This is a genomic window from Streptomyces sp. S465 (genome assembly GCF_026898115.1).
Taxonomy (GTDB): domain Bacteria; phylum Actinomycetota; class Actinomycetes; order Streptomycetales; family Streptomycetaceae; genus Streptomyces; species Streptomyces luomodiensis.
On sequence record NZ_CP114036.1, the window covers coordinates 8,183,721 to 8,206,897 of the forward strand.

General features: G+C 71.2%; 18 protein-coding genes and 1 pseudogene. 10 read left to right on the top strand and 9 right to left on the bottom strand.

Translation table 11 applies throughout. From position 1 onward, the window contains the following. Window positions 1-48: 48 nt before the first annotated feature. A complete protein-coding gene (locus N6H00_RS34635) occupies window positions 49-996 on the top strand; it encodes an EamA family transporter (protein WP_268975792.1) in 948 nt (315 codons plus the stop codon). A gap of 141 nt (window positions 997-1,137) precedes the next feature. Here N6H00_RS34635 and N6H00_RS34640 read toward each other — a convergent pair whose 3' ends face one another. The 3 genes from N6H00_RS34640 to N6H00_RS34650 form a co-directional block, all read right to left on the bottom strand. Continuing rightward, a complete protein-coding gene (locus N6H00_RS34640; RefSeq protein ID WP_268975793.1) occupies window positions 1,138-1,893 on the bottom strand; it encodes a nucleotidyltransferase domain-containing protein in 756 nt (251 codons plus the stop codon). A gap of 279 nt (window positions 1,894-2,172) precedes the next feature. Then, window positions 2,173-3,666 (bottom strand): MFS transporter, encoded by a 1,494-nt coding sequence (locus N6H00_RS34645; RefSeq protein ID WP_268975794.1) that lies wholly within the window; start codon window positions 3,664-3,666, stop codon window positions 2,173-2,175. Beyond that, a complete protein-coding gene (locus N6H00_RS34650) occupies window positions 3,663-4,301 on the bottom strand; it encodes a TetR/AcrR family transcriptional regulator (protein WP_268975795.1) in 639 nt (212 codons plus the stop codon). The genes N6H00_RS34645 and N6H00_RS34650 overlap by 4 nt, the downstream gene beginning before the upstream one ends. A gap of 95 nt (window positions 4,302-4,396) precedes the next feature. On the opposite strand from N6H00_RS34650, the gene N6H00_RS34655 reads away from it, so the two are divergent. Together N6H00_RS34655 and N6H00_RS34660 are read left to right on the top strand one after the other, a co-directional pair. After that, window positions 4,397-5,128 carry a class I SAM-dependent methyltransferase gene (locus tag N6H00_RS34655; RefSeq protein WP_268975796.1) on the top strand — a complete coding sequence of 244 codons (732 nt, stop codon included), beginning with the start codon at window positions 4,397-4,399 and terminating at the stop codon, window positions 5,126-5,128. A 186-nt stretch (window positions 5,129-5,314) separates the two neighbouring features. Next, window positions 5,315-6,169 (top strand): hypothetical protein, encoded by an 855-nt coding sequence (locus N6H00_RS34660; protein WP_268975798.1) that lies wholly within the window; start codon window positions 5,315-5,317, stop codon window positions 6,167-6,169. Between the two features lie 44 nt (window positions 6,170-6,213). Here the strand turns inward: N6H00_RS34660 and N6H00_RS34665 are convergent, their stop codons facing one another. Continuing rightward, on the bottom strand, window positions 6,214-7,758 hold the full coding sequence (locus tag N6H00_RS34665; protein WP_443073256.1) for a glycoside hydrolase family 43 protein: 1,545 nt from the start codon (window positions 7,756-7,758) through the stop codon (window positions 6,214-6,216). 409 nt (window positions 7,759-8,167) lie between these two features. Here N6H00_RS34665 and N6H00_RS34670 point away from each other — a divergent pair. Then, a pseudogene (locus tag N6H00_RS34670) lies at window positions 8,168-9,241 on the top strand (pectate lyase family protein); the annotation flags it as partial. 62 nt (window positions 9,242-9,303) lie between these two features. Here N6H00_RS34670 and N6H00_RS34675 read toward each other — a convergent pair. Beyond that, window positions 9,304-10,506 (bottom strand): FAD-dependent monooxygenase, encoded by a 1,203-nt coding sequence (locus tag N6H00_RS34675; RefSeq protein WP_268975800.1) that lies wholly within the window; start codon window positions 10,504-10,506, stop codon window positions 9,304-9,306. Between the two features lie 142 nt (window positions 10,507-10,648). Between N6H00_RS34675 and N6H00_RS34680 the strand changes: the two genes are divergently transcribed. The 5 genes from N6H00_RS34680 to N6H00_RS34700 all read left to right on the top strand — a co-directional run bounded on the left by N6H00_RS34680 (window position 10,649) and on the right by N6H00_RS34700 (window position 16,912). Then, window positions 10,649-11,164, top strand: coding sequence for a MarR family winged helix-turn-helix transcriptional regulator (locus N6H00_RS34680; protein WP_268975801.1), 516 nt, complete (start codon window positions 10,649-10,651; stop codon window positions 11,162-11,164). 239 nt (window positions 11,165-11,403) lie between these two features. Further along, window positions 11,404-12,909, top strand: a complete 1,506-nt coding sequence (gene dctA, locus N6H00_RS34685) for a C4-dicarboxylate transporter DctA (protein ID WP_268975802.1) — start codon at window positions 11,404-11,406, stop codon at window positions 12,907-12,909. Then, window positions 12,909-14,072, top strand: coding sequence for a glycerate kinase (locus N6H00_RS34690; RefSeq protein ID WP_268975803.1), 1,164 nt, complete (start codon window positions 12,909-12,911; stop codon window positions 14,070-14,072). The genes dctA and N6H00_RS34690 overlap by 1 nt, the downstream gene beginning before the upstream one ends. A 666-nt stretch (window positions 14,073-14,738) precedes the next feature. Next, window positions 14,739-15,659, top strand: a complete 921-nt coding sequence (locus N6H00_RS34695) for a LysR family transcriptional regulator (protein ID WP_268975804.1) — start codon at window positions 14,739-14,741, stop codon at window positions 15,657-15,659. Between the two features lie 161 nt (window positions 15,660-15,820). Further along, entirely contained in the window at window positions 15,821-16,912 is a 1,092-nt protein-coding gene (locus N6H00_RS34700; RefSeq protein ID WP_268975805.1) for a tartrate dehydrogenase, read from the top strand. A gap of 124 nt (window positions 16,913-17,036) precedes the next feature. Here the strand turns inward: N6H00_RS34700 and N6H00_RS34705 are convergent, their stop codons facing one another. The 4 genes from N6H00_RS34705 to N6H00_RS34720 all read right to left on the bottom strand — a co-directional run bounded on the left by N6H00_RS34705 (window position 17,037) and on the right by N6H00_RS34720 (window position 21,195). Then, window positions 17,037-17,783 carry a succinate dehydrogenase/fumarate reductase iron-sulfur subunit gene (locus N6H00_RS34705; protein WP_268975806.1) on the bottom strand — a complete coding sequence of 249 codons (747 nt, stop codon included), beginning with the start codon at window positions 17,781-17,783 and terminating at the stop codon, window positions 17,037-17,039. Further along, on the bottom strand, window positions 17,780-19,738 hold the full coding sequence (locus N6H00_RS34710; protein ID WP_268975807.1) for a fumarate reductase/succinate dehydrogenase flavoprotein subunit: 1,959 nt from the start codon (window positions 19,736-19,738) through the stop codon (window positions 17,780-17,782). The genes N6H00_RS34705 and N6H00_RS34710 overlap by 4 nt, the downstream gene beginning before the upstream one ends. A 2-nt stretch (window positions 19,739-19,740) precedes the next feature. Continuing rightward, window positions 19,741-20,448, bottom strand: a complete 708-nt coding sequence (locus N6H00_RS34715; RefSeq protein WP_268975808.1) for a succinate dehydrogenase — start codon at window positions 20,446-20,448, stop codon at window positions 19,741-19,743. A gap of 165 nt (window positions 20,449-20,613) precedes the next feature. Then, on the bottom strand, window positions 20,614-21,195 hold the full coding sequence (locus N6H00_RS34720; RefSeq protein ID WP_268975809.1) for a TetR/AcrR family transcriptional regulator: 582 nt from the start codon (window positions 21,193-21,195) through the stop codon (window positions 20,614-20,616). A 123-nt stretch (window positions 21,196-21,318) separates the two neighbouring features. Between N6H00_RS34720 and N6H00_RS34725 the strand changes: the two genes are divergently transcribed. Beyond that, window positions 21,319-23,142 (top strand): flavin-containing monooxygenase, encoded by a 1,824-nt coding sequence (locus N6H00_RS34725; protein WP_268975810.1) that lies wholly within the window; start codon window positions 21,319-21,321, stop codon window positions 23,140-23,142. Window positions 23,143-23,177: the final 35 nt, after the last annotated feature.

Genomic DNA, 23,177 nt, shown 5'->3' on the forward strand with positions numbered 1-23,177 from the left:
ACACCGAACGCATTTTGCGTATGCGCGGGCCGGTCACACGATCGACGCATGCCAGCCGCCCCCGCGCCACGTACCCCCTGCACCCCCTCCGCAGGATCGACGGAACCCGCCCACCGGGCCCCGGCGACCGTGTCCGACGACGCCGACCCCGCTCCGACCCGGACCGGGCGGCGGTCCGCCGGTGTGGCCATGATGATCGGCAGCGGTCTGTCCAACCAGACCGGCGCCGCGATCGGCTCCCACGCCTTCCCCGTCCTCGGTCCGGTCGGGGTCGTCGCGGTCCGCCAGTACGTCGCCGCGATCGTCCTGCTGGCCATCGGCAGGCCCCGGCCGCGGACCTTCACCTGGTGGCAGTGGCGGCCGGTGGTGGGGCTGGCCGTGGTGTTCGGCACCATGAACCTGTCCCTGTACACCGCCATCGACCGCATCGGCCTCGGGCTGGCGGTGACCCTGGAGTTCCTCGGCCCGCTGTGCATCGCGCTGGCCGCCGCACGGCGCCGGGTGGATGCGTGCTGTGCGCTGATCGCGGCGGCCGCCGTGGTGACCCTCATGCGTCCGCGTCCCTCGGCCGACTACCTGGGCATGGGGCTGGGACTGCTGGCCGCCGTGTGCTGGGCGTCGTACATCCTGCTCAACCGCACCGTGGGCCGGCGCGTCCCCGGCGCCCAGGGGTCGGCGGTGGCCGCGGCGCTCTCCGCCCTGATGTTCCTGCCGGTCGGGATCGCCGTCGTCGTCCGGCAGCCGCCGACGGTGAGCGCCGTGGCGTACGCCGTGACCGCGGGTGTGCTCTCCTCGGCCGTGCCGTACCTCGCCGACCTGTTCACCCTGCGCCGGGTGCCCGCCCAGGCGTTCGGGCTCTTCATGAGCGTCAACCCCGTCCTCGCCGCCCTGGTCGGATGGGCCGGTCTGGGGCAGAACCTGGGATGGGCGGAGTGGACGAGCACCGGTGCCATCGTCGCGGCCAACGCGCTGAGCATCCTCACCCGGCGCGGCTGATACGGCCGACAGCGCGTGTGCTCGGCAGCGCGTGTGCCGGTAGCGCGTGGGCTCGACAGGGTGTGCTCAGCAGCGCGTGTATGTCCCGGCGCCTCGGACGGTCCGGGGGGCGGCGGAGCCCACCGCCCCCCGGACCACCGCTCAGCCGGCGGCGGTGGCTTCCAACAGCGCCTCCGCGTCGGCGATCGCCTCGGCCAGGACGGCGGGCTCCGGCCGCAGCCCGCCCACGAGCGCGTCGATGCCGCGCAGGCCCGCCCGCTCAAGGAGCCGCTTCTCGTTGGTGACCCACTCACCGCGCGCCGCCAGCACCGCGTGCGCCGTCTCCATGGCGGCGGTGGCCACCGCCCCCGCGACCTCGGTGGCCTGGCCGCGCACCGCGTACGCGGCCGAGGCGTACCGCAACGTCAGCGCCGCGCGCCCGCGCCACACCGGGGGCGCCGCCGCGCGCAGCGCCTCCGGATACTCGGGGCGGGGCAGGGTGCCGCGCAGCACCTGGTTGAGGGCGAGTTCGGCGACCACCAGATAGCTGGGGATGCCCGCGAGGTGGAACATCAGCGGCTCCCAGTGGAAGCGTCCCTGCCGCGACTCGGCGAGTTCGTGGTCCACCACGTCGAGGTCGCGGTAGTGGACATCCACGCGCCGTCCGTCGATCGTCAGCCAGGCGCCCCCGTTGAAGACACCGCCGCCCCAGTCGCCGAGGCCGGAGACCTCGCCCTCCCAGCCGATGGCCCGCAGCTCGGCCGGGTCGAAACCGCCCCGGTAGTACAGGGCCAGGTCCCAGTCGCTCTCGGGGGTGTGGGTGCCTTGCGCACGCGAGCCACCGAGGGTGACGGCGCGCACGGCGGGCAGGGCGGCGAGCCGCTCGGCGACATCGTTGAGAAACAGATCGTCGGTCATACGGGTCCGATCGTGTGAAGTGGATGACGGATGCGGATGGGCACACCGATCGAACGCCGGAGCGGACATGGCTCGGACGGCGTCGCACGGAGGGTGCGGATGGTTTCGGTGTGCCGGGTCATCACTTCATGGCGCCGATCGTACCGTCTCCCGGGCTCGCGAAGGGGCTCAGACTTTCACCAGCCCCAGGCGGAACAGGCTCTCCGCGGTGTCGAGGACGGTCGTCACCGGGTCGCGCCAAGCGGAATGTCGGTCCGCCGTAAGGCGCCGGGCAAGGGGTTACCGGGGCGTGCCGCCGGAGGGGACGGCGGACGGGGGAGTGGGTGCGCCGGGGCGCCTTCCGGGCGCGGCGATGGCGATGTCGTGCATGAGCAGCAGCGCCCCGAGGGCGAGCAGCCCGGCGACGCATCCGCTCCAGGCGACGGTGGAGCCGATGGCCGTCGCGGTGGGCGCGGCCGCGCCGGAGTGGCCGACCAGGGACTGGGCACAGGCCAGGCCGACCGCGCCGCCGATCTGCTTGGTGAGGGCGGAGCCCGCGGTGGCGGTGCCCATGTCGGAGCGCGGGACGGCGTTCTGGGTGGCGATGGTGATCCCGCCCATGGCCGGTCCGGTGCCGAGCCCCACGAGCAGCAGCGACACGGACGTCAGCGCGAGGGGTGTCGTGGCACTCAGGGCGAAGAAGGCGGCGGTGCCTGAGGTGAGCAGCCCCGCACCGGTGAGCAGGACCGGCTTGACGTGCCCGCTGCGCAGAACGGTGGCGGCGGTCAGCCGGTTGCCCAGCGTCATGCCGATGAGCAGGGGGAGCAGCAGCAGGCCGGAGACGGTGGCCGAGTGGCCGCGGATGTGCTGGAAGTACAGCGGCAGGAAGATCCCGACCGGCGCGGCGGCGACCTGGAAGAAGAATCCGGCGGTCAGCAGGGCCGAGTAGGTGCGGTGCCGGAACAGCCGCAGGGGCAGGACGGGCACGGCGGCCCGGCGCTCGACCGGTAAGAGCAGCGCGAGCAGCGCCGGCCCGCCGAGCAGGCAGCCCATGACGGCCGGGTCCGTCCAGGACGGGGCGTGGCCGGCGGTCGCGTTGCCCTTGAGGCTGAGGCCGGTCAGCGTCAGGGAGAGCCCGGCGGCGAGGAACAGGATGCCCGCCACGTCGAGCCGGCCGGACGGCGGGGCGGCGGGCCGGTGGTCGGGCAGGGCCAGGGCGATGACGGCGACGGCGGCCAGCCCGAGGGGCAGATTGAGCCAGAACGCCCAGCGCCAGCCGACGTGATCGGTGAGCAGACCGCCGAGGATCGGGCCGCCCACCATGCCCAGGACCATCATGGTGGCCATCGCCGTCTGCATCCGGATCAGGCCGTGCGGACGGGACGGCGGGTGGAGGTCGCGGACCAGCGCCATGCCGAGGGTCAGCAGGGCTCCGGCGCCCAGGCCCTGTACCGCGCGGGAGACGATCAGGGCCGGCATCGACGCGGACAGGCCGCAGGCGATCGAGCCGACCAGGAAGACGGTGACGCCGCCGATCAGCAGCCGGCGTCGGCCATGGAGGTCGGAGAAGCGGCCGTAGACCGGCACGCTGACGGAGGAGGTCAGCAGATAGGCGGTGACCAGCCAGACGTACCAGGAGTCGCCGCCGCCGATCTGCTCGACGATGCGCGGCAGCGCGGTGCCGACCACGGTGCCGTCCAGCATGGCCAGGAAGGCGCACCCCAGCAGGGCCGAGGTGACCAGGGCCCGGCGGCGGGAGGGGAGTTCCCCGTACGGGTCGGGTCCGGTCGTCACCGGCCCTCCCCGGGCGTCGCGAGCGCGCCGTGCAGGAAGAGGTCCACGAGTTCCTCGGTGGTCAGCGGGTCGGGAGCGCCCAGCCGCCCGGCCGACATCAGCATCAGCTGGAAGGCGTCCGCGAGCCGTTCCGGGGCGAGCCGCAGGGTGTCCCGGTCGGGTTCGAACAGCGCGGCCAGCGCCGCGCGCGGCCCGGCCAGGCTCGCCTCGCGGTCCGGCAGCCGCCCGTCCTTGCCGGGCTTGGGGGCGACGCGTTCCAGCCGCCCGGCCGCCGCGAGCGCCCCGGCGACCGCGCCGATGCGCGCCATGTGCCCGCGCACCACATCGGCCGCCTCGGCGAGCCGGGCCGCCAGCGGCTGGTCCAGGGCGATCGACTCCAGATGGGCGACGGTGTCATCGGGCCGCACGGCCTCGGCCATACAAGCCGCGAGCAAGGTGTCCTTGTCCTCGAAGACGCGGAAGATCGTGCCTTCCCCGATGCCCGCGGCTCGGGCGATCTTCGCCGTCGTGACGGCGGCGCCGTACTCGACGACGAGGGGGAGCGCCGCGGCGACGATCATCGCGCGGCGCTGGTCGGGGTGCATGGCCGGCGCCCGGCGGCGGGACGGGGAGGGGGTGGAGGAGTTCTCTGCCATGCCGGTACGGTATGGAGTGAGTACTCACTCCGTCAATGATGCGTGGATTGAGCATGACAGGCCGCCCCGCCCCGGTGGGCTTTATGCTGAGCGCGATGTTCACACCCCAGGGCCCCACCCTCCGTGAGCTCGTCGTCCAGGCGCTGTCCTCCGTCGAGCGCGGCTACGACCTGCTGGCCCCGAAGTTCGACCACACCCCGTACCGGACCCCGGCGTCGGTGCTGGACTCCGTGACAGGCGCCCTGCGCCGGCTCGGGCCCTTCGACAGCGGCCTGGATGTGTGCTGCGGGACCGGCGCGGGCCTGGGGGTTCTGCGGCAGGTGTGCCGGGAGCGGGTCACCGGCGTCGACTTCAGCGCGGGCATGCTGACCGTGGGCCGGGCCCGCACACCGGTGGTACCGGACGCCCCGCGCACGCACTGGGTACGCGCCGACGCGCGCGCCCTCCCGTTCGGGCCGGTCTTCGACCTGGCGGTGAGCTTCGGCGCGTTCGGCCACTTCGTACCGCGAGAGCGGCCGGGACTCTTCGCCCAGGTGCACTCCGTGCTCCGTCCGGGCGGCCGGTTCGCCTTCCCGATCGTGGCACCGGCCCGTCCAGGCTCCCGGCTCTACTGGTCGCTCCTGGCCTTCGACACCGCGATGCGGGTGCGCAACGCGCTGTGGCGGCCGCGCTTCGTGATGTACTACCGGACCTTCCGGCTCGCGGACGTACGGGAAGAACTGGTGCGGACCGGGTTCGAGGTCGAACTGCGGGCGCTGGAGGAACTCGGCCGGCGGGCGGACGGCAGCCCCCGCTGCCGACTGGTGGTGGCCACCCGGCCGTCCTGAGTCCGGCCCGCGCGGTGCACGGCGGCCCGCGCTCGCGGCGACAACCCGGGTGGTGGCGGCAGCCCGAGCGGCCCTCTCGGCACCCCGAGCGGCCGTGGCGGCAACCCGAGTGGCCGTGGCGGCACCCCGAGCGGCCGTGGCGGCAACCTCGGGCTGACAGCCTGTCAGCTACCGAGGGAGTTCACAGTGCGCTCATTCCTCGCGCGTCTGGCCACCGTGCCGGCCGCCTTGGCCGCGCTGGTCGCCGCGCCCGGTGCGGCGACGGCGGCCCCGGCGCGGACCGCCGCCGACTGGAACCCGCCCGCGAACCTGGTGCAGCCGCTGGGCGAGGTGTGGAACCACGTCGAGTCGACCTATCCGGATCTCTACGGCTTCCGCAACTACGGCTGGGACCAGGTCATGGCCAACCGGGGCAGCGTCAGCTACTGCGTCCGCTGGGAGTCCGACGCCCCGGTCAGCGCCGCACTGCGCGACCGGATCCACGCCGCGCTGAAGAAGCAGTTCGCCCAGTGGATGGCGGCCATGGTGGAGATGGGCACGGGCCACAACGCCTGGCCGTACACCAGTGTGCCGGTCAACATCGTCGGCTGGGCGGTGAAGGACCGCTCGACGCTCCAGTGGACCGACAACTCCGTCGACGTCTACGCCGGGAACCTCGACGGCGGCGGCGCTCCGCAGTGCTCACCCGACTGCGGCCGCTTCTTCCACCAGGACGGTGACTACTCGCGCTGTCCCGGTGGCGTCGCCCACCACTACGACCAGTCGCTGTGGCTGACGAAGGGGTTGGAGGGCGGTGCCGGCGGGGACTGGGGCCAGCGGGTGGGGCAGGAGTACTTCACCGGTGCGCTGAACCAGGAGGACATCCACATCTATCTCCACGAAGTCGGCCACACCTTCGGCCTGGACGACTTCTACGACTGGACCCCGACCGGCCAGTGCTGCTTCCTGATGAAGGCGGGAAGCGCCACCCGGATCACGGAGTTCGACACCTGGATGCTCCGTGACTTCTGGCGCCACCTCAAGAGCCGCTACGGCTACTGAGGCGGCACCCTGGGCGGGTCCCGAAAGACCCGCCCTCCGACCGGCTACGAGGAAACCGGACCCACCCGGAACCAGTCGAACTCCGCCACCCCGCCCCGGGCGCCGGCCGCCGGACCGGTGGCGAAGAGTCCCACGGTCGCCCCGATCCACTTCCCCGCGGTCGCCGGGAACGGCGCCCCGAGCGGGGTGAACCCCCGCCCGTCCACGTCGGCCGCGAACCGGCACTCCGCTCCCGGCAGCACACTCACCCGCAGCCGTACGGCCGAACGACCGCGCGGCAGCGGTACCGGCGTGGCCGCGTCCACCTCGGCGGCGTTCTGGGCCGCGGTGCGGCAGACGAGGACGATCCGGTCGCCGTCGTGCCGCAGGCCCACCCAGGCGTAGGTCTCGCCCAGGATCACCAGCCCGGCCCGGGACCCCTCGGTCGTGGTGGACAGCCTCAGCGAGGTCGTTGCGGTGAAGGACTCGGCGGGCAGCCGCTGGCCCAGCACATTGGGCAGCAGCCGGAGGTCATGGGTGACCGGGCTCGGCCGGCAGGCCAGCGCGAGCCGGCCCGGGGAGCGGCGCAGCGACCACCACGCCGGGTCGGGGTTCGCCTGCCACGTCCACTGCCGGCCCAGCTCGGCCCCGGTGAACTCGTCACCGGTGGCCGGCGCGGTCACCGCCGGGCGGGCGGCCACGCGCGGTTTGGTGTGCACCAGCACCGGCGTACCCCGGCCGCTGCCGTCGTCGGTGCCCATCACCGGCCACCCGTCGGTGCGCCACCGCATCGGCTGGAGGTGCACCACCCGTCCGTAGGGCCCGCGGTCCTGGAAGTGCAGGAACCAGTCCTCGCCGCCCGCGGTGGTCACCCACGCCCCCTGGTGCGGCCCGTTGACGAGGGTGTCGCCCTGGGCGAGGACGACGCGCCCCTCGTAGGGGCCACGGATGTCGCGGGAGCGGAACGCCGACTGCCAGCCGTTGGTGACCCCTCCGGCCGGAGCGAAGATCCAGTACCAGCCGTTGCGTTTGTAGAGCTTCGGCCCCTCCAGCGTGGTGTAGCCGGGGAGTTCATCGCCGTTGATCACGATCTGGCCCTCGTCGAGCAGACCGGTCCCGTCCGGGCTCATACGGTGCAGCGTGAGCCGGTTGTTGATACCGCTGCGGCTCTTCGCCCAGGCGTGGACCAGATACGCCTGCCCGTCCTCGTCCCACAGCGGACAGGGATCGATCAGCCCCTTGCCCGTTGCGACCGGATGGGGTGCGCTCCAGGGCCCGCGCGGATCGGTGGCGTTCACCATGAAGATCCCGAAGTCGGGATCGGGGTAGAAGATCCAGAACTTGCCGTCGTGATGGCGCAGGGCGGGGGCCCACACCCCTTCGCCGTGCCTGGGCTCGCTGAAGTGGTCCCTGGGCCGCAGCTCGGTCAGGGCGTGTCCGATGACGCTCCAGTTGACCAGGTCGGCCGACCGCAGGATGGGCAGTCCGGGCACGCGGTTGAAGGTGGAGGCGACCAGATAGAAGTACGGGCCGACCCGGATCACGTCGGGGTCGGACCAGTCGGCGTTGAGCACCGGGTTCTGATAACGGCCGTCCCCGAGGTCCGCCACCCAGGGCAGGTGTGTCCGCGCCGCGGCCGGCTCACCCGTGGCCACCGCCTGGTCCGCGTGGCCTGCCGGGTCCGGGAGGCCCGCGGACCCGGACGGTCCGCCGGGCCGTGATGCCGCCGAAGCCGGGGTGGCGGAGGCGATTCCGCCGAGCACCGTCGATCCGGCGACCGCGCCGAGGCCGGTCCACAACACCTGCCTGCGACTGTGTTCGCTCACTGTTCCCTCCGGGGCGACTCATCAGTGGTGCGTCCGTCGGTAAGCGCTTTCCGCCGGAGTCTGTCAGCGCGTCGTCGCATCTTCAAGACGCCGTCCACATCTGCCTCAGGACGACCGGTGGCCCCGGCAACCTCTCGGTGCGCGGCGGCGACAGCCGGACGGAAGGTGTCGTCGAGCAGTGGGAGTGTGGGCCATGGAAGCCATACGCCGAGCGGTGGGGCGCGGCAGGCGCCGTGCGCTGGGGGCGGTCGTCGTGTCCCTGACCCTGGCCGGCACGGCCGGTCTGGCGGGGCAGGGGGCCTTCGCCGAGGACGGGACGGCGTCGGCGGCCGCGTCGGCCTCCGCGTCCTTGAGCGCCGATGTCGCCGACGGTTTCGCATCGGTCGACGCGCTGGGCCAGAACGGCACGTACGGGGGCCGGGACGGCAGTACCGTCACCGTGCGCACGCTCGCCGATCTCGAGAAGTACGCGACAGCCTCGCAACCGTACGTCATCGTGGTGGCCGCGGCGATCACCATGGACCCCAAGGGCAAGGAGATCAAGGTCGCGTCCGACAAGACGATCGTGGGCTCGGGCACCTCGGGCCAGATCGTCGGTGGTGGCTTCTTCCTCGGCGAGGGCGTGCACAACGTCATCATCCGGAACCTGACGATCCGTGACTCCTACGAGGGCGTGTGGAACGACAAGGAGCACGACTGGGACGCCATCCAGATGGACGGCGCCCACCATGTGTGGATCGACCACAACGATCTGCGGCATATGGCCGACGGTCTGATCGACAGCCGTAAGGACACCACCTACCTCACGGTGTCCTGGAACCGATTGCAGCAGAACAACAAGAGCTTCGGGATCGGCTGGACGGAGAACACCACGGCCGACATCACGATCCACCACAACTGGTTCCACGAGAGCGAACAGCGCAACCCGTCCGCCGACAACATCGCCCACGCGCATCTGTACAACAACTACCTACAGGACGACCCGGGGACGGACATCAGCTCCTCCTACGGCAACTATGCCCGCGGGAACACCAAGATGGTGCTGGAGAACAGCTACTTCGAGGGCTACCGGAACCCGGTCATCAAGGACAGTACGGCCACCCTGGTCCAGCGCGGCAACATCTTCGTCAACACCACCGGCCGCAACGAGAGCGGTGGCACCGCGTTCGACCCGAAGGCGTACTACGCCTACTCCCTCGACTCCGCCGACCGGGTCCCGTCCGTCGTGAAGTCCGGCTCCGGCCCCACCACGGCCATCGGCACCACCGGCTGACCGGACCGGGCCCGGCGGGGGGTGCCCGCCGGGCCCGGAGGCGGGTGCCGGTTCGCTCATACGGCCTGGTAGTCCGGGAGGTCCAGCGCCGAATGCGCGCTCCGGCTCGCGCCGCTGAACGCGAAGGACCGATCGCGCAGCGCCTCGTTGCGCCGTGTCAGGTCCTCGGCGGTGCGCGGGGAGAGACCGGCGCTCCCTTCGGTGGCGAGCGCCTGGTTCCTCTCCACGAACGGCCTCAGCGTGCGCTCGTAACTCCCGAAGGCGTCCGCATGGCAGGCACCTGTGGCCAGTTCACCGGCCAGGACGTAGGCGCCGGCCAGGGCCAGGCTCGATCCCTGGCCGGAGAAGAACGACGGCGCGTAGGCGGCGTCGCCGATCAGGGCGACCCGGCCGGTGGACCACCGGGGCAGGTGGATCTGGCTGACCACGTCGAAGAAGAGGTCGTCGCTGCCCCTCATGGCGGCGACCATGCGCGGGACCTCCCATGCGTATCCGGCGAAGACCTCGGCCACCAGGTCGCGCTGGGCGTGGGGGTCGCGGAAGGAGTCGAGGGGTGGTTCGGGGCGCAGGAAGCTGAAGAAGGCGTGGACCCGGTCGTCGTCACGGGGTGCGTAGAGGACGGCCGTCCTGCCCGGGACGTTCCAGGTGCGGCCCTCGTGTGCGAGCCCCAGGTGGTTGGGCATGGTGAACCCGGCGAAGCAGTGGTCGAGGTAGCGGTGGTAGTCCTCCTCGGGGCCGAAGGCCAGGCTCCTGGTGTGCGAGTGGATGCCGTCGGCGCCGATGACCAGGTCGAAGGTGCGCCGGGTGCCGCCGCGGAAGGCCACGTCCACGCCGCCGGCGTGGTCGTTGAGGGTGGCGATGGAGTCGTTGAAGAGGAGTTCGACGTCGTCGCGGATCGCGCCGTAGAGGATCTCGGCCAGCTCTCCGCGGGGGATCTCGAGGTCGTGGCCGTCCTCGCCACCGGTGATGTCTTCGGGTCGGACGGCGGCTACCGGATGGCCGTCCGCGTCGACGAAGGAGAGCCGGCGGATGCCGACGTGGGCGTCCCGGAGCTGGGGGAGCAGCCCCATGCGCCGGACGACCTCGACCGCCGTGCCGCGGATGTCGATGGGGTATCCGCCGCCGCGTAAGGCGGCCGCCTTCTCGACGATGGTGACCGCGAAGCCGTACCGGCGGAGCCAGTAGGCCAGCGCGGGGCCGGCGATGCTGGCGCCGGAGATCAGGATCGTGCGCTGTGGTGCGGTGGTCCTGCCGCCCATGGCGTTCCTCTCCGGCCCTCCCACGGGGAGGGCCTAGCGCATACCTAACTCAGGTATCCTTTTTCGTGGCATGAAAGGGCCCCGAAGGTGGGGCTGCTGTTGGGACGACTATATACCTAAGTTAGGTAGATATGGAGGCGGGATGGCCGCCGAGGGACCGGAGGTCCGGCCGGGCGCCGGTGATGAGCACGGCGTATCGGCCATGCTGCCCCGTCTGATGCAGCTCAGCGGTGCCGTGAACCGGGGCCGTGTGGTCGAACGTGCCATGGAGGCCGCCGGTGTGTCCGTGGACCGGCCCGCGATGTCGGTGCTCGTCTCCTTGCACATGGCGGGCGGTCCACTGCGCGTGGGGGAGATCGCCGAGCGGATGCAGGTCGTCGGGCCCCATGTCACCCGGCAGGTGAACGAGTTGCAGCGGCGAGGGCTGGTCCACCGGATCACCGATCCGGACGATCAGCGCGCTCGGCTCGTCGAGCCGACCGCCGAAGGGGCGGCGGCCACGGACCGCTACCTGCGGACCGCCCTCGGATGGCTCGGCGGTGTGCTCGCCGACTGGAGCCCGCGCGACCGCGAGGTCTTCGGCCGGCTGCTCGCGCGCTTCGTCGACGACCTCACCGCCCACCTCGCCGCCTTCGACGACGACGGCCGGCCCGCATGAGCGCCGCGGCCCGCACGGCCCGCTGAGGCCGGGACGGCCGGCCCGTACCGCACGGGCGCCGCACGGCCCCTATGTGGCGTGTCACACGCTCGTGTGCCGGGTGAGGGGCAGCCGATAGGAAGCGCCTATACGGGGCATCGATTTTTGGTCGTGGACCCCCGGCGTGTGACCCGGTTCACTGTGGCGGAAGTCAGTGCGATGCCGGTCGGGCTCGGTGTCGTGCGAGCAGGGAGGTTGCAATGTCGCAGACCCCGGATGGCGCCGCACACGGTGGACAACGGGCCTCGGGTACCCGGGTCTCGGGTACCCGGGCCACGGCGGGCACGTCGAAACCGTGGTTCCGGCAGCTGTACATACAGGTGCTCATCGCGATCGTCATCGGCATCGTGCTGGGCTGGCGATGGCCGGATCTGGCCACGTCGATGGAGCCGATCGGCACCACGTTCATCACCGCGATGAAGATGCTGATCGGGCCGATCGTCTTCCTGACCATCATCAGTGGCATCGCCGGGGTGGCGGATCTGAAGAAGGTCGGCCTGACCGGCATCAAGGCGCTGACCTACTTCCAGGTCGGCACGATCGTCGCCCTGATGACAGGACTGGTGGCCATCAACGTCTTCCGGCTCGGCGACGGTGTGCACGCCGATCCGTCCACGCTCGACACCTCGGGCGACGCCGGCCAGTACATCCAGCAGGGCGAGCACCAGCACTGGTGGGAGTTCCTCACCAACCTGGTGCCGGACAGTTTCTTCGGGGCGTTCGTCGAGGGCGACATCCTCCAGGTCATCTTCCTGGCCGTGATCTTCGGCATCGCGCTCAAGTCGGTGGGCTCGGTCGGCGAACCGCTCATCGCGGGTGTCCACCGCCTCACCGAGGTCGTCTTCAAGGTGCTGTCCTTCGTCATGAAGGCCGCGCCGCTCGGCGCCTTCGGCGCGATGTCGTACGCCATCGGGAAGTTCGGGCTGTCCACGCTGACCAGTCTCGGCTCGCTGATCTTCCTCTTCTACGCCACGTCCATCGTGTTCGTCGTGGTCGTCCTGGGCGGGGTGCTCGCCGCCTATGTGAAGCTGAACATCTTCCAGCTCTTCCGCTACTTCAGGGAGGAGTTCTTCCTCGTCCTGGGCACCTCCACCGCCGAGCCGGCGCTGCCGGGCCTCATGCGCAAACTGCAGTTCATGGGCGTCGAACGGTCCACGGTGGGGCTCGTGGTGCCGACCGGCTACAGCTTCAACCTCGACGGTGCGGCGATCTACCTCTCCCTCGCCACGCTCTACATCGCCCAGGCCACCGACACGCCCCTGTCCCTCACCCAGCAACTCGGCCTGCTCGCGGTGATGCTGCTGACGTCCAAGGGCGCCGCGGGCGTGGCGGGCGGTGGTTTCATCGCCCTCACCGCGACCCTGTCCACGGTCGGCCACGTCCCGGCCGCGGGCATCATGCTCATCTTCGGGATCGACAAGTTCATGTCGGAGTGCCGGGCGCTGGTGAACTTCTTCGGCAATGCCGTGGCCACCTTGTTCATCGCCAAGTGGGAGGGGGGTCTGGACCTGGCCAGGGCGCGTGAGGTGCTGGCGGGCAGGGCCGGGGACCCACCGGTCGCGGGTGCGGCCGAGGACGCCTCCGTGGCTCAGGGCGTCCCGGTTGCCCCGGCCGGGGACCGGGACGCCGCGTCCGCTCCGGCCCGCCCCGAGGCGGGTACCGAGGTCAAGGGCGGTACGGCGGCGGTGGCCGAGGTGACGCGCTGATGGTCTCCGTCGTGATCGCCCCGGACAAGTTCAAGGGATCCCTCAGCGCCGACGACGTCGCCCTCGCCCTGGAACGCGGACTCCTGGAGCGGGCCCCGCACATCCGGGTCAGCCGCCTCCCGCTCGCGGACGGCGGTGAGGGCAGCGTGGCCGCCGCGTGCTCCGCGGGGTTCACCGCCAGGCAGGTCACCGTGACCGGGCCGACCGGGCGACCGGTCACCGCGGCCCTCGCCGTCCGCGGTGGCACCGTGCTCGTCGAGGCCGCCTCGATCTGCGGACTCGGGGTGCTGCCGAACGGCCGGCCGGCGCCCCTCGAGGCCACCAGCCGTGGCATCGGCCAGGCCATCCGGTACGCGCTGGCGGACACACCGGACACCGTCGTCCTCGCCCTGGGCGGGGTGGCCACCACCGACGGGGGCGCCGGTCTGCTCCAGGCGCTCGGCGCCCCGCTGACCCGCGCGGACGGCTCGCCGATCGGTCCGGGCGGTGGCGCTCTCGCGGGACTCCACTCGGCCGGCCTCGCCGAGGTGCGCGACGCACTGGCCGGAGTCGATCTCGTACTGGCCACCGATGTGGACAATCCCCTGCTCGGGCCGAGGGGCGCCGCCGCCGTCTACGGTCCGCAGAAAGGAGCGAACGAACACCAGGTGCACACGCTGGACGCCGCACTCGGACACTTCGTACGACGGCTGGAGGCGGGCGGTGCGGCGGACGCGGCGGCCCACGCCGATCAGCCCGGGGCCGGGGCGGCCGGTGGGCTCGGCTTCGCCGGACTGCTGCTGGGCGGACGGGTGTGCTCGGGGGCCGACTACTTCCTCACCCTCCTCGGCGCCGACCGGCTGCTCGCCGGGAGCGACTTCGCCGTGACCGGCGAGGGCAGTCTCGACGAGCAGTCGCTATCGGGGAAGCTACCGGTCGCGCTGGCCCGGCGGGCGCGGGCCCACGGAGTACCGGTGCACGCCGTCGCGGGCCGGTGCACCCTGCCCGCGGGCCGGACCGCCGCCCACTTCCGCTCCGTGCAGGCCCTCACCGAGCTGACCGACCGGGACTGCGCGAACGACAGCGCCCTGTCCGCGGCACTGCTCACACGGTGCGGACACACCCTCGCCGACCGCTGGCTCCCGTCCGACGACGACACGGCGGCCCTGCCACGAACCTCGTGACCGCGCTTGGCCCTCGTGACGGCGCGCCCGAATCACGTGACCGCGCCGCGGGCGACGCGGCCACGCCCGGATCTCGTGACGGCGTCCGGGTGTCGCGACCGCCGCCCGGCGCTCGTGACCGTGTCCGGATCGCATGCCCGCGCGCCCGGGTCGCGTGGCCGCGCGTTCGCGACCACGTGGCCGCGAGCCCTGTCCTCGTTACCGTGGCGCGGGCGGCATGGCCGCGTCGGGCCGTGCGGCTGCATCCGGGTCGGGTGGTCGTGCCAGGACTGCGTGGGCGTGAGCCCGGGTCGTGTGGCTGTATCCGGGCCGGTGGCCGTGTCCATGATCTCGTGGCCGCGTCCGGGTGCGTGGGCGCGCCGGGCCTTCGTGATCAGGCGCCCGTGACCATGTGGACGGGCCGCGGGTGATGTGACCGTATCCGGGTCGGGTGGCCGTGCCAGGACTCCGTGGGTGTGAGCCCGGGTCGTGTGGCTGTATCCGGGCCGGGTGGCCGTGCCCATGGCCTCGTGGCCGCGCGGCCATGTTCGGCTCATGTGGCCGACGCGGCCACGAGGGCATGGCCGCGAGCCCTGTCCTCGTGGCCGCGTCGCGCTGCCGGGTACGGGTCCCTGCCGGATAGGTAGGCTGCGCCTATCGAACGAGGTCACGAACCCGGGAGGCGACGTGGACGCCCGGCAGCTCGAATACTTCCTCGCCATCGTCGAGCACGGCGGCTTCAGCAAGGCCGCCGCCGCGCTTCATGTGGCGCAGCCGTCGTTGTCCCAGGCGATGGCCAATCTGGAAGCCGACCTCGGGGTGGCCCTCTTCCACCGGGTGGGGCGCGGTGTCGTGCTCAGCGAGGCCGGTGAGGAGTTGCTGGAGCCCAGTCGCCGGGTGTTGCGGGACATGGCGGCCGTGCGCGACACCGCCGCCGCGCTCTCCGGGCTGCACGGCGGCACCGTGGAAGTGGCCACCATGCCCTCGCCCGGTATCGAACCGCTGACCACCCTCATCCACCGGTTCGCCGAACTGCATCCGGCGGTCACGGTCAGCACCCACGCCGCCTTCACCCCGGACGAGGTGGTGTCCCTGGTCCGCAGTGGCGCCTGCGAGCTGGGGCTGCTCGGGTCGCCGAACCCGGTGACGGTGGCCGGGTTGGACGTCCTACAGGTCGAGGACCAGCCGTTCGTGGTCGTCGCGGCACCGGACGGGCCCGTCCGGGACGACGTCACGCTCCGCCCCGAGGACCTCGCCGGGCAGAAGCTCATCGCCTCGCGGACGGGCAGCCTGATGCGCAGCATCGTGGACGACATCACCGCGGGCGGCCGTGGCACCGGGATCGTGACGGTCGTCGACCACCGCACCTCGATCCTGCCCCTGGTCCTCACCGGGGTCGGGGTCGCCGTACTGCCCTCGTCCTGGACCCGGCTGGCCCGGCGGTGCGGGGCCGTGGTGGCGCCCATCGAGCCCACCGCCCATCTCCATGTGGCGATGGTCAGCCTCCCGGCACATCTCACCCCCGCCGCCCGCGCCTTCCTCGCCCTCACCACCTCCCTGGCCCGGCAGCGGACCAAGGGCCCCGCCGCCGCACGGACGCGAAAATGATCGGCCACGCCTATGGGTCGCATCGAAAGCAGGTCTTGGACGCGCCCTGACCGTGGTGTGTTGACTCGAACCGACCGAAGCCGGCGAAGCCGCCGGGCATCCCCGCCCGCGTCGCCCGGTCGAGGAATCCACCCCAGCCCTGCCACGCGCCGGAGGCATCCGTGACCACACCCCGCACCTTCCGCATAGCCGCCATCCCCGCCGACGGAGTGGGCAAGGAGGTCGTGGCCGCCGGCCGGGCCGTCCTGGACGCCCTGGCCGAGCACTCCCGGGACTCCGAGGGTGCCTTCGCCTTCGCGTGGGAGGAGTTTCCCTGGGGCTGCGAGTTCTACGAGCGGACCGGCAAGATGATCGACGACGACGGCCTGGACCGCCTCAAGGACTTCGACGCCATCTACTTCGGCGCGGTCGGCTGGCCCACCGTCCCGGACCACATCAGCCTGTGGGGGCTGCGCCTGAAGATCTGCCAGAGCTTCGACCAGTGGGCCAACGTCCGTCCCGTGCACTTCCTGCCCGGCATCACCAGCCCGCTGCGCAAGGCCGACGACACCGAGCTCGACTGGGTGGTGGTCCGTGAGAACAGCGAGGGCGAGTACGCCGGTCTGGGCGGCCGCAACCTCTCCGGCCGTGGGCCGGGCGGCGAAGTGGCCGTGCAGTCCGCCCTGTTCACGGAGGTCGGCTGCGAGCGCATCATGCGGTTCGCCTTCGAGCTCGCCCGCACCCGGGCCCGCCGCAAGGTCTCCTCGGTCACCAAGAGCAACGCCCAGCAGTACGGCATGGTGCTGTGGGACGACGTGTTCCAGCGGGTGGCCGCCGACTACCCGGACGTGGAGACCGAAAGCGTCCTGGTGGACGCGATGTCCGCGAAGTTCGTGCTGCGCCCCGAGGACCTGTCCGTCGTCGTGGCCTCCAACCTCAACGCCGACATCCTCTCCGACCTCGGCAGCGCCCTCGCCGGCAGCCTCGGCCTGGCCGCCAGCGCCAACCTCAACCCCGAGCGCCGTTTCCCCAGCATGTTCGAACCCGTCCACGGCTCCGCCCCGGACATCGCCGGGCAGGGCCTCGCCAACCCGGTCGGCGCGGTCGGCAGCGCGGCCCTGATGCTGGACCACTTCGGCCTCCCGGACCAGGCGGACCGGCTGCGGAAGGCGATCGAGGCCACGACCGCCGCCGGGATCCTCACCCGCGACGTCGGCGGCACCGCCACCACCGAGGACGTCACCAAGGCGCTCATCGACGCGCTGAACGGCTGAAGGTAGCGGCCGGAGGCCGGTGGATTCGGTCGGCGGCGGAGGTCGAGCGTCCAGAGACCTCCGCCGCCGGGACACCCCATCCACGGAGCATTGTCGAGGGGTGCCGTTCGGGGGGGGAGTGCGGTCAGCGCTTGACCTTGCGGGTCGCCCGCAGCCACTCCTTGTTCATCGCGGTGATGGAGAACAGCGGGATGCCCTTGGGGCAGGCCGTGGCGCACTCCCCGGTGAGGGTGCAGCCGCCGAAGCCCTCGGCGTCCATCTGGGACACCATGTCCAGCACCCGGGTCTCCCGCTCGGGAGAGCCCTGCGGCAGCACATTGAGGTGGTTGACCTTGGCCGAGGTGAACAGCATCGCCGCGCCGTTGGGACAGGCCGCCACGCAGGCGCCGCAGCCGATGCACTCGGCGTGCTCGAACGCGTAGTCCGCGTCCGCCTTGGGCACCGGAGTGGCGTGTGCTTCCGGCGCGGACCCGGTCGGGGCGGTGATGTAGCCGCCGGCCTGGATCACCCGGTCGAACGCGGAGCGGTCCACCACCAGGTCCTTGATGACCGGGAAGGCGGAGGCGCGCCAGGGCTCGATGTCGATGGTGTCGCCGTCCTGGAAGGACCGCATGTGGAGCTGGCAGGTGGTGGTGCGCTCCGGACCGTGGGCGTCACCGTTGATCACCAGGCTGCACGCACCGCAGATGCCCTCGCGGCAGTCGTGGTCGAAGGCCACCGGCTCCTCGCCCTTGACGATGAGCTCCTCGTTGAGGACGTCGAGCATCTCCAGGAAGGACATGTCCTCGGAGACGTCGTCGAGCTGGTAGGTGGCCATGGCACCGGGGGTGTCGGCGTTCTTCTGGCGCCATACGCGCAGGGTGAGCTTCATGCGTAGCTCCGCTGAGTGGGGTGGACGTACTCGAAGGTCAGGTGCTCCTTGTGGAGCACGGGGGCGGCGCCGGTGTCGGTGAACTCCCAGGCCGCGGCGTAGGAGAACTCCTCGTCCTTGCGGGCGGCCTCGCCGTCGGGGGTCTGGGACTCCTCGCGGAAGTGGCCGCCGCAGGACTCGGCCCGGTGCAGGGCGTCCAGGCACATCAGCTCGGCCAGTTCCAGGTAGTCCACGATCCGGTTGGCCTTCTCCAGCGACTGGTTGAACTCCTCGCCGGTGCCCGGCACCTTGATCCGCCGCCAGAACTCCTCGCGGATCTGCGGGATGCGGTCCAGTGCCTTGCGCAGCCCCTCGTCGGTGCGGGCCATACCGCAGAACTCCCACACCAGCTCGCCGATCTCGCGGTGGAAGGAGTCGGGGGTGCGGTCGCCGTCCACGGCCAGCAGCCGGCTCAGCCGGTCCTCGGTCTCCCGCACGGCCTCGACGGCCGCCGGGTGCGAGGCGTCGACCTCGTCCTTGTGCGGGTTGCGAGCCAGGTAGTCGTTGATCGTCGACGGCAGGACGAAGTAGCCGTCGGCCAGGCCCTGCATCAGCGCGGAGGCGCCGAGCCGGTTGGCGCCGTGGTCGGAGAAGTTGGCCTCGCCGATCGCGAACAGCCCCGGCACGGTGGTCTGGAGGTCGTAGTCGACCCACAGCCCGCCCATCGTGTAGTGGATCGCGGGGTAGATGCGCATCGGGACCTCGTACGGGTTCTCCGCCGTGATCCGCTCGTACATGTCGAAGAGGTTGCCGTACTTCTCCTCGACCGCCTTGCGGCCCATCCGGGCGATGGCGTCGGCGAAGTCCAGATAGACGCCCTGGCCGCCGGGGCCGACCCCGCGTCCCTCGTCGCACACGTTCTTCGCGGCGCGGGAGGCGATGTCGCGCGGCACCAGGTTGCCGAACGACGGATAGATCCGCTCCAGGTAGTAGTCGCGCTCGTCCTCGGGGATCTCGGCCGGCGGACGGGTGTCGCCCTTCGCCTTGGGCACCCAGATCCGCCCGTCGTTGCGCAGCGACTCGCTCATCAGGGTCAGCTTGGACTGGTGGTCCCCGGAGCGCGGGATGCAGGTCGGGTGGATCTGGGTGAAGCAGGGGTTGGCGAAGTAGGCGCCGCGCCGGTGCGCCCGCCAGATGGCGGTCGCGTTGGAGTTCATGGCGTTCGTCGACAGGTAGAAGACGTTGCCGTAACCGCCGCTGGCCAGCACCACCGCGTCGGCGAAGTACGTGGAGATCTCGCCGGTCACCAGATCGCGGGCGACGATGCCACGCGCCCGCCCGTCGACCACGATCAGGTCCAGCATCTCGGTGCGGGCGTGCAGCTCCACATTGCCCGCCGCGATCTGGCGGGACAGCGCCTGGTAGGCGCCGAGCAGCAGCTGCTGGCCCGTCTGGCCGCGGGCGTAGAAGGTGCGGGAGACCTGCACACCGCCGAAGGAGCGGGTGTCCAGCAGACCGCCGTACTCCCGGGCGAAGGGCACGCCCTGGGCCACGCACTGGTCGATGATCTCCACCGAGATCTGCGCCAGGCGGTGGACATTGGACTCGCGGGCGCGGAAGTCGCCGCCCTTGACGGTGTCGTAGAACAGCCGGTGCACCGAGTCGCCGTCGTTGCGGTAGTTCTTCGCGGCGTTGATGCCGCCCTGGGCGGCGATGGAGTGGGCCCGGCGCGGTGAGTCCTGGTAGCAGAACTGGACCACGTGGTAGCCCTGCTCGGCCAGGGTGGCGCCGGCGGCGCCACCGGCCAGGCCGGTGCCCACCACGATGATGGTGTGCTTGCGGCGGTTGGCGGGGTTGACCAGCTTGGCCTGGAAGCGGCGGGTGTCCCAGCGCTCGTTGACCGGCCCGGAGGGGGCCTGCTCGTCCTTGATCGGCTCGCCGACGGTGTACTCGGTGTATTCGTTGTAGGAGGTCATGGTCAGCTCACCACTCCGGTCATGACACCGACGGGTACGGAGATGAACCCGGCGGTGAGAACGATCGCCAGGACGTTCGCGATGGTCTTGAGCGCCCGGTCACGGGTGCGGTTGCCCGCGCCGAGGGTCTGCGCGGCGCTCCAGAAGCCATGCCGCACATGCATGCCCATGGCCAGCATGGCCACGATGTAGATGACGTTCCCGTACCAGGTGGAGAAGGTGTCCACCACGTTCTGGTACGGATGGCCCTCCTGGAACCCGTCGGGGTGCACGGTGCCGGTGGTGAGGTCCAGGACGTGCCACACGATGAACAGGCCCAGGATCACCCCGCCCCAGCGCATGGTCCGGGTCGCGTAGCTCATCCGTGGCTTGGAGTGGACGTACTTCTGCGGACGGGCCTTGATGTCGCGGCGGCTCAGCTGGTAAGCGGACACGCCGTGCAGGATCACCGAGGCGAGGAGGATGACACGGGCGATCCACAGACCCCACTGATGGTGCAGAACGGGCGCGCCCATGACGCGGAGCCAGTGCCCGTAGGCGTTGAACTCCTCCGGGCCGAAGAAGATCTTGGTGTTCCCGAGCATGTGGACGGCCAGGTAACCGATCATGATCAGGCCGGTCACGCCCATGACGATCTTCTTGCCGACGGTCGACTGCCAGAAAGTGGACGCCATGGACGGCCGCCGGTCCGTCCGCGTTGTCAATGCCATGGACACGACGTTAAGACCGGATGGGTCCAAAGAGCCAAGATATTAAATCGATCATCTCGATAGACGTTGGCTATCGAAGCTGCCCCGAGACGGTCCGGTACCGGTCCGATGGGCGGTGTGGGAACCGCTCAGATCCAGCCACGTTCGATCCCCTTCGGGGACATATCAGCGGAACCCCTCACGGGTGATGTCGACGGCCTGGCGGAGGAGGTCCACGGGGTCGCGCTCCCCGCGTTCCAGGGCGGCCTGCCCGACGACACGGAGAGCGGCCAGCACGGTCGCGGCGAGCACCTGGGCGCGCAGCGGCCCGTCCGGCCCGGCGGGCAGGCGCTCCTCCACGGCCTCCGCGAAACCCCGCTCGGCGGCGGCGTAGGTGGCCACCACCTCGGGGAGGAGCGACGGATCGAGCCGCAGGGTCCGGTAGCGCTCCTCCCGCGCGGGGTCCAGGGCGTCCTCGGCGGCGTGCTGCTCGGCGGCCCGCAGCAGCGCCGTCATCAGGGACTCCTCCGCGGGGCGGGTGCGGAAGAGCTCCACCAGCCGGGCCGTGCGCGCCCGGTCCTGGTGCAGCAGCGCCTGTTCCTTGCTGGCGAAGTAGTTGGAGAAGGTGCGCCGGGAGACGGTGGCGGCATCGGCGATGGCCTCCACCGTGAGGTTCTCGACACCGTGCTCGGTGGCCAGCCGCACGGCGGCGTCGTGCAACGCCTGGCGGGTCGCCGCTTTCTTGCGCTCACGCAGGCCGGTACTCATCGCGGTCGAGGATACGGGAAAGGCCGGTTCTTGCAGGCCACTTCTTGCTCAATGGGAAATCTTGCACAGTGAGAAAGTTTCTGTGAGGCTGACACCGCGTCACCGACCAGGAGAGGACGGCAGATGTCCACCCCCCGCCATCCGTCCACCGCCGGCTCCCCGGACCCGGCGGAGCTGGACTTCGACCCCGATGCCCTGCGCGCGAAGTACCGGGCCGAGCGCGACCGCCGCATCCGCCCCGATGGCAGCAAGCAGTACCGGCGCGTCACGGGAGAGTTCGGTGCCTACGCAGACGACCCGTACGCGGACACCGGCTTCACCCGCGCGCCGCTCACCGACCGGGTCGAGGTGGCCGTCATCGGTGGCGGGTTCGGCGGTCTCCTCGCGGGCGCCCGGCTGCGGCAGGCCGGTGTGCGGGACATCCGGATGATCGAACAGGGCGGGGACTTCGGCGGCACCTGGTACTGGAACCGCTATCCGGGGATCCAGTGCGACATCGAGTCCTACGTCTACCTGCCCCTGCTCGAGGAGATCGGCTACGTACCGAAGTGGCGGTACGCGCCGGGCGAGGAGATCCGGCAGCACGCACGGGCGATCGGGCGCCACTTCGACCTCTACCGCGACGTCTGCTTCCAGACCCAGGTGACCGCACTGCGGTGGGACGAGGCCGAGTCGGAGTGGATCGTCCACACCGACCGTGACGACCGCATCCGGGCGCGCTATGTGGTGATCTCCAGCGGAACACTCAGCCGGCCGAAACTCCCCGGCATCCCCGGGATCGAGACCTTCCAGGGGCATACGTTCCACACCAGCCGCTGGGACTACGGCTACACCGGTGGCGACGCGAGCGGCGGCCTGAGCCGGCTCGCCGACAAGCGCGTGGCCCTCATCGGCACCGGAGCGACCGCCATCCAGGTGGTGCCGCACCTGGGGCGGGACGCCGAGCATCTGTATGTGTTCCAGCGCACGCCGTCCTCGGTCGATGTGCGCGGCAACCGCCCCACCGATCCGCGGTGGGCCGCATCGCTGACGCCCGGCTGGCAGCGGCGCCGCAGGGACAACTTCCTCACCGTGGTCACCGGCGGCCAGGTGGACGAGGACCTGGTCGGCGACGGCTGGACGAGCACCGCGCGGTTGCAGCAGAAGCTCATTCCCACCGACAGCTATGCCGGTCTCCCGCCCCAGGAGCGGGAGCGCCTCTACGAGATCGCCGACTTCCAGAAGATGAATGCCATCCGCGACCGGGTGGACTCCGTCGTGGCGGACCCGTCGACGGCCGAGGCGCTCAAGCCCTGGTACCGGTACATGTGCAAGCGGCCCACGTTCAGCGACACCTATCTCGACACCTTCAACCGGCCCAATGTCACGCTGGTGGACACGGCCGACCACGGGGGCGTCGAGCGCATCACCGAGCACGCCGTCGTGGTCGGCGGGGTCGCGTACGAGGTCGACTGCGTCATCTTCGCGACCGGGTTCGAGGTCGGCGTCTCCGGTGTCACCTCAGGACTCCTGCCGGTGCACGGACGCGGCGGTGTCACCCTGACCGAATCCTGGCGCGACGGCCCCAAGACGCTGCACGGCTTCTACAGCCACGGTTTCCCGAACCTCTTCCAGCTCGGCCCGCTGCAGAACGCCAGCGCCGTCAACTATGTGCACATCCTCGATGAGCAGGCGATCCACGTGGCCGAGGTGCTCGCCGAGGCGCGCGAGCGCGGGGCCCGGTATGTCGAGCCGACCGCCGTGGCCGAGGCGGCCTGGTGTGCCACGATCCGTGAGAAGGCCGCGGACCTGCACGCCTTCCAGGCCGAGTGCACCCCCGGCTACTACAACAACGAGGGCATGCCCAGGGAGCGCAGCGAGTCGTTCGGCGACGGGCCGATCGCCTTCCACGCCCTGCTCAGGCGCTGGCGGGCGGAGGGCGGCATGGACGACGTGCTCGTCGTCTGACGCCGGGGAAACGCTGACCGGACCGCGGACACCAG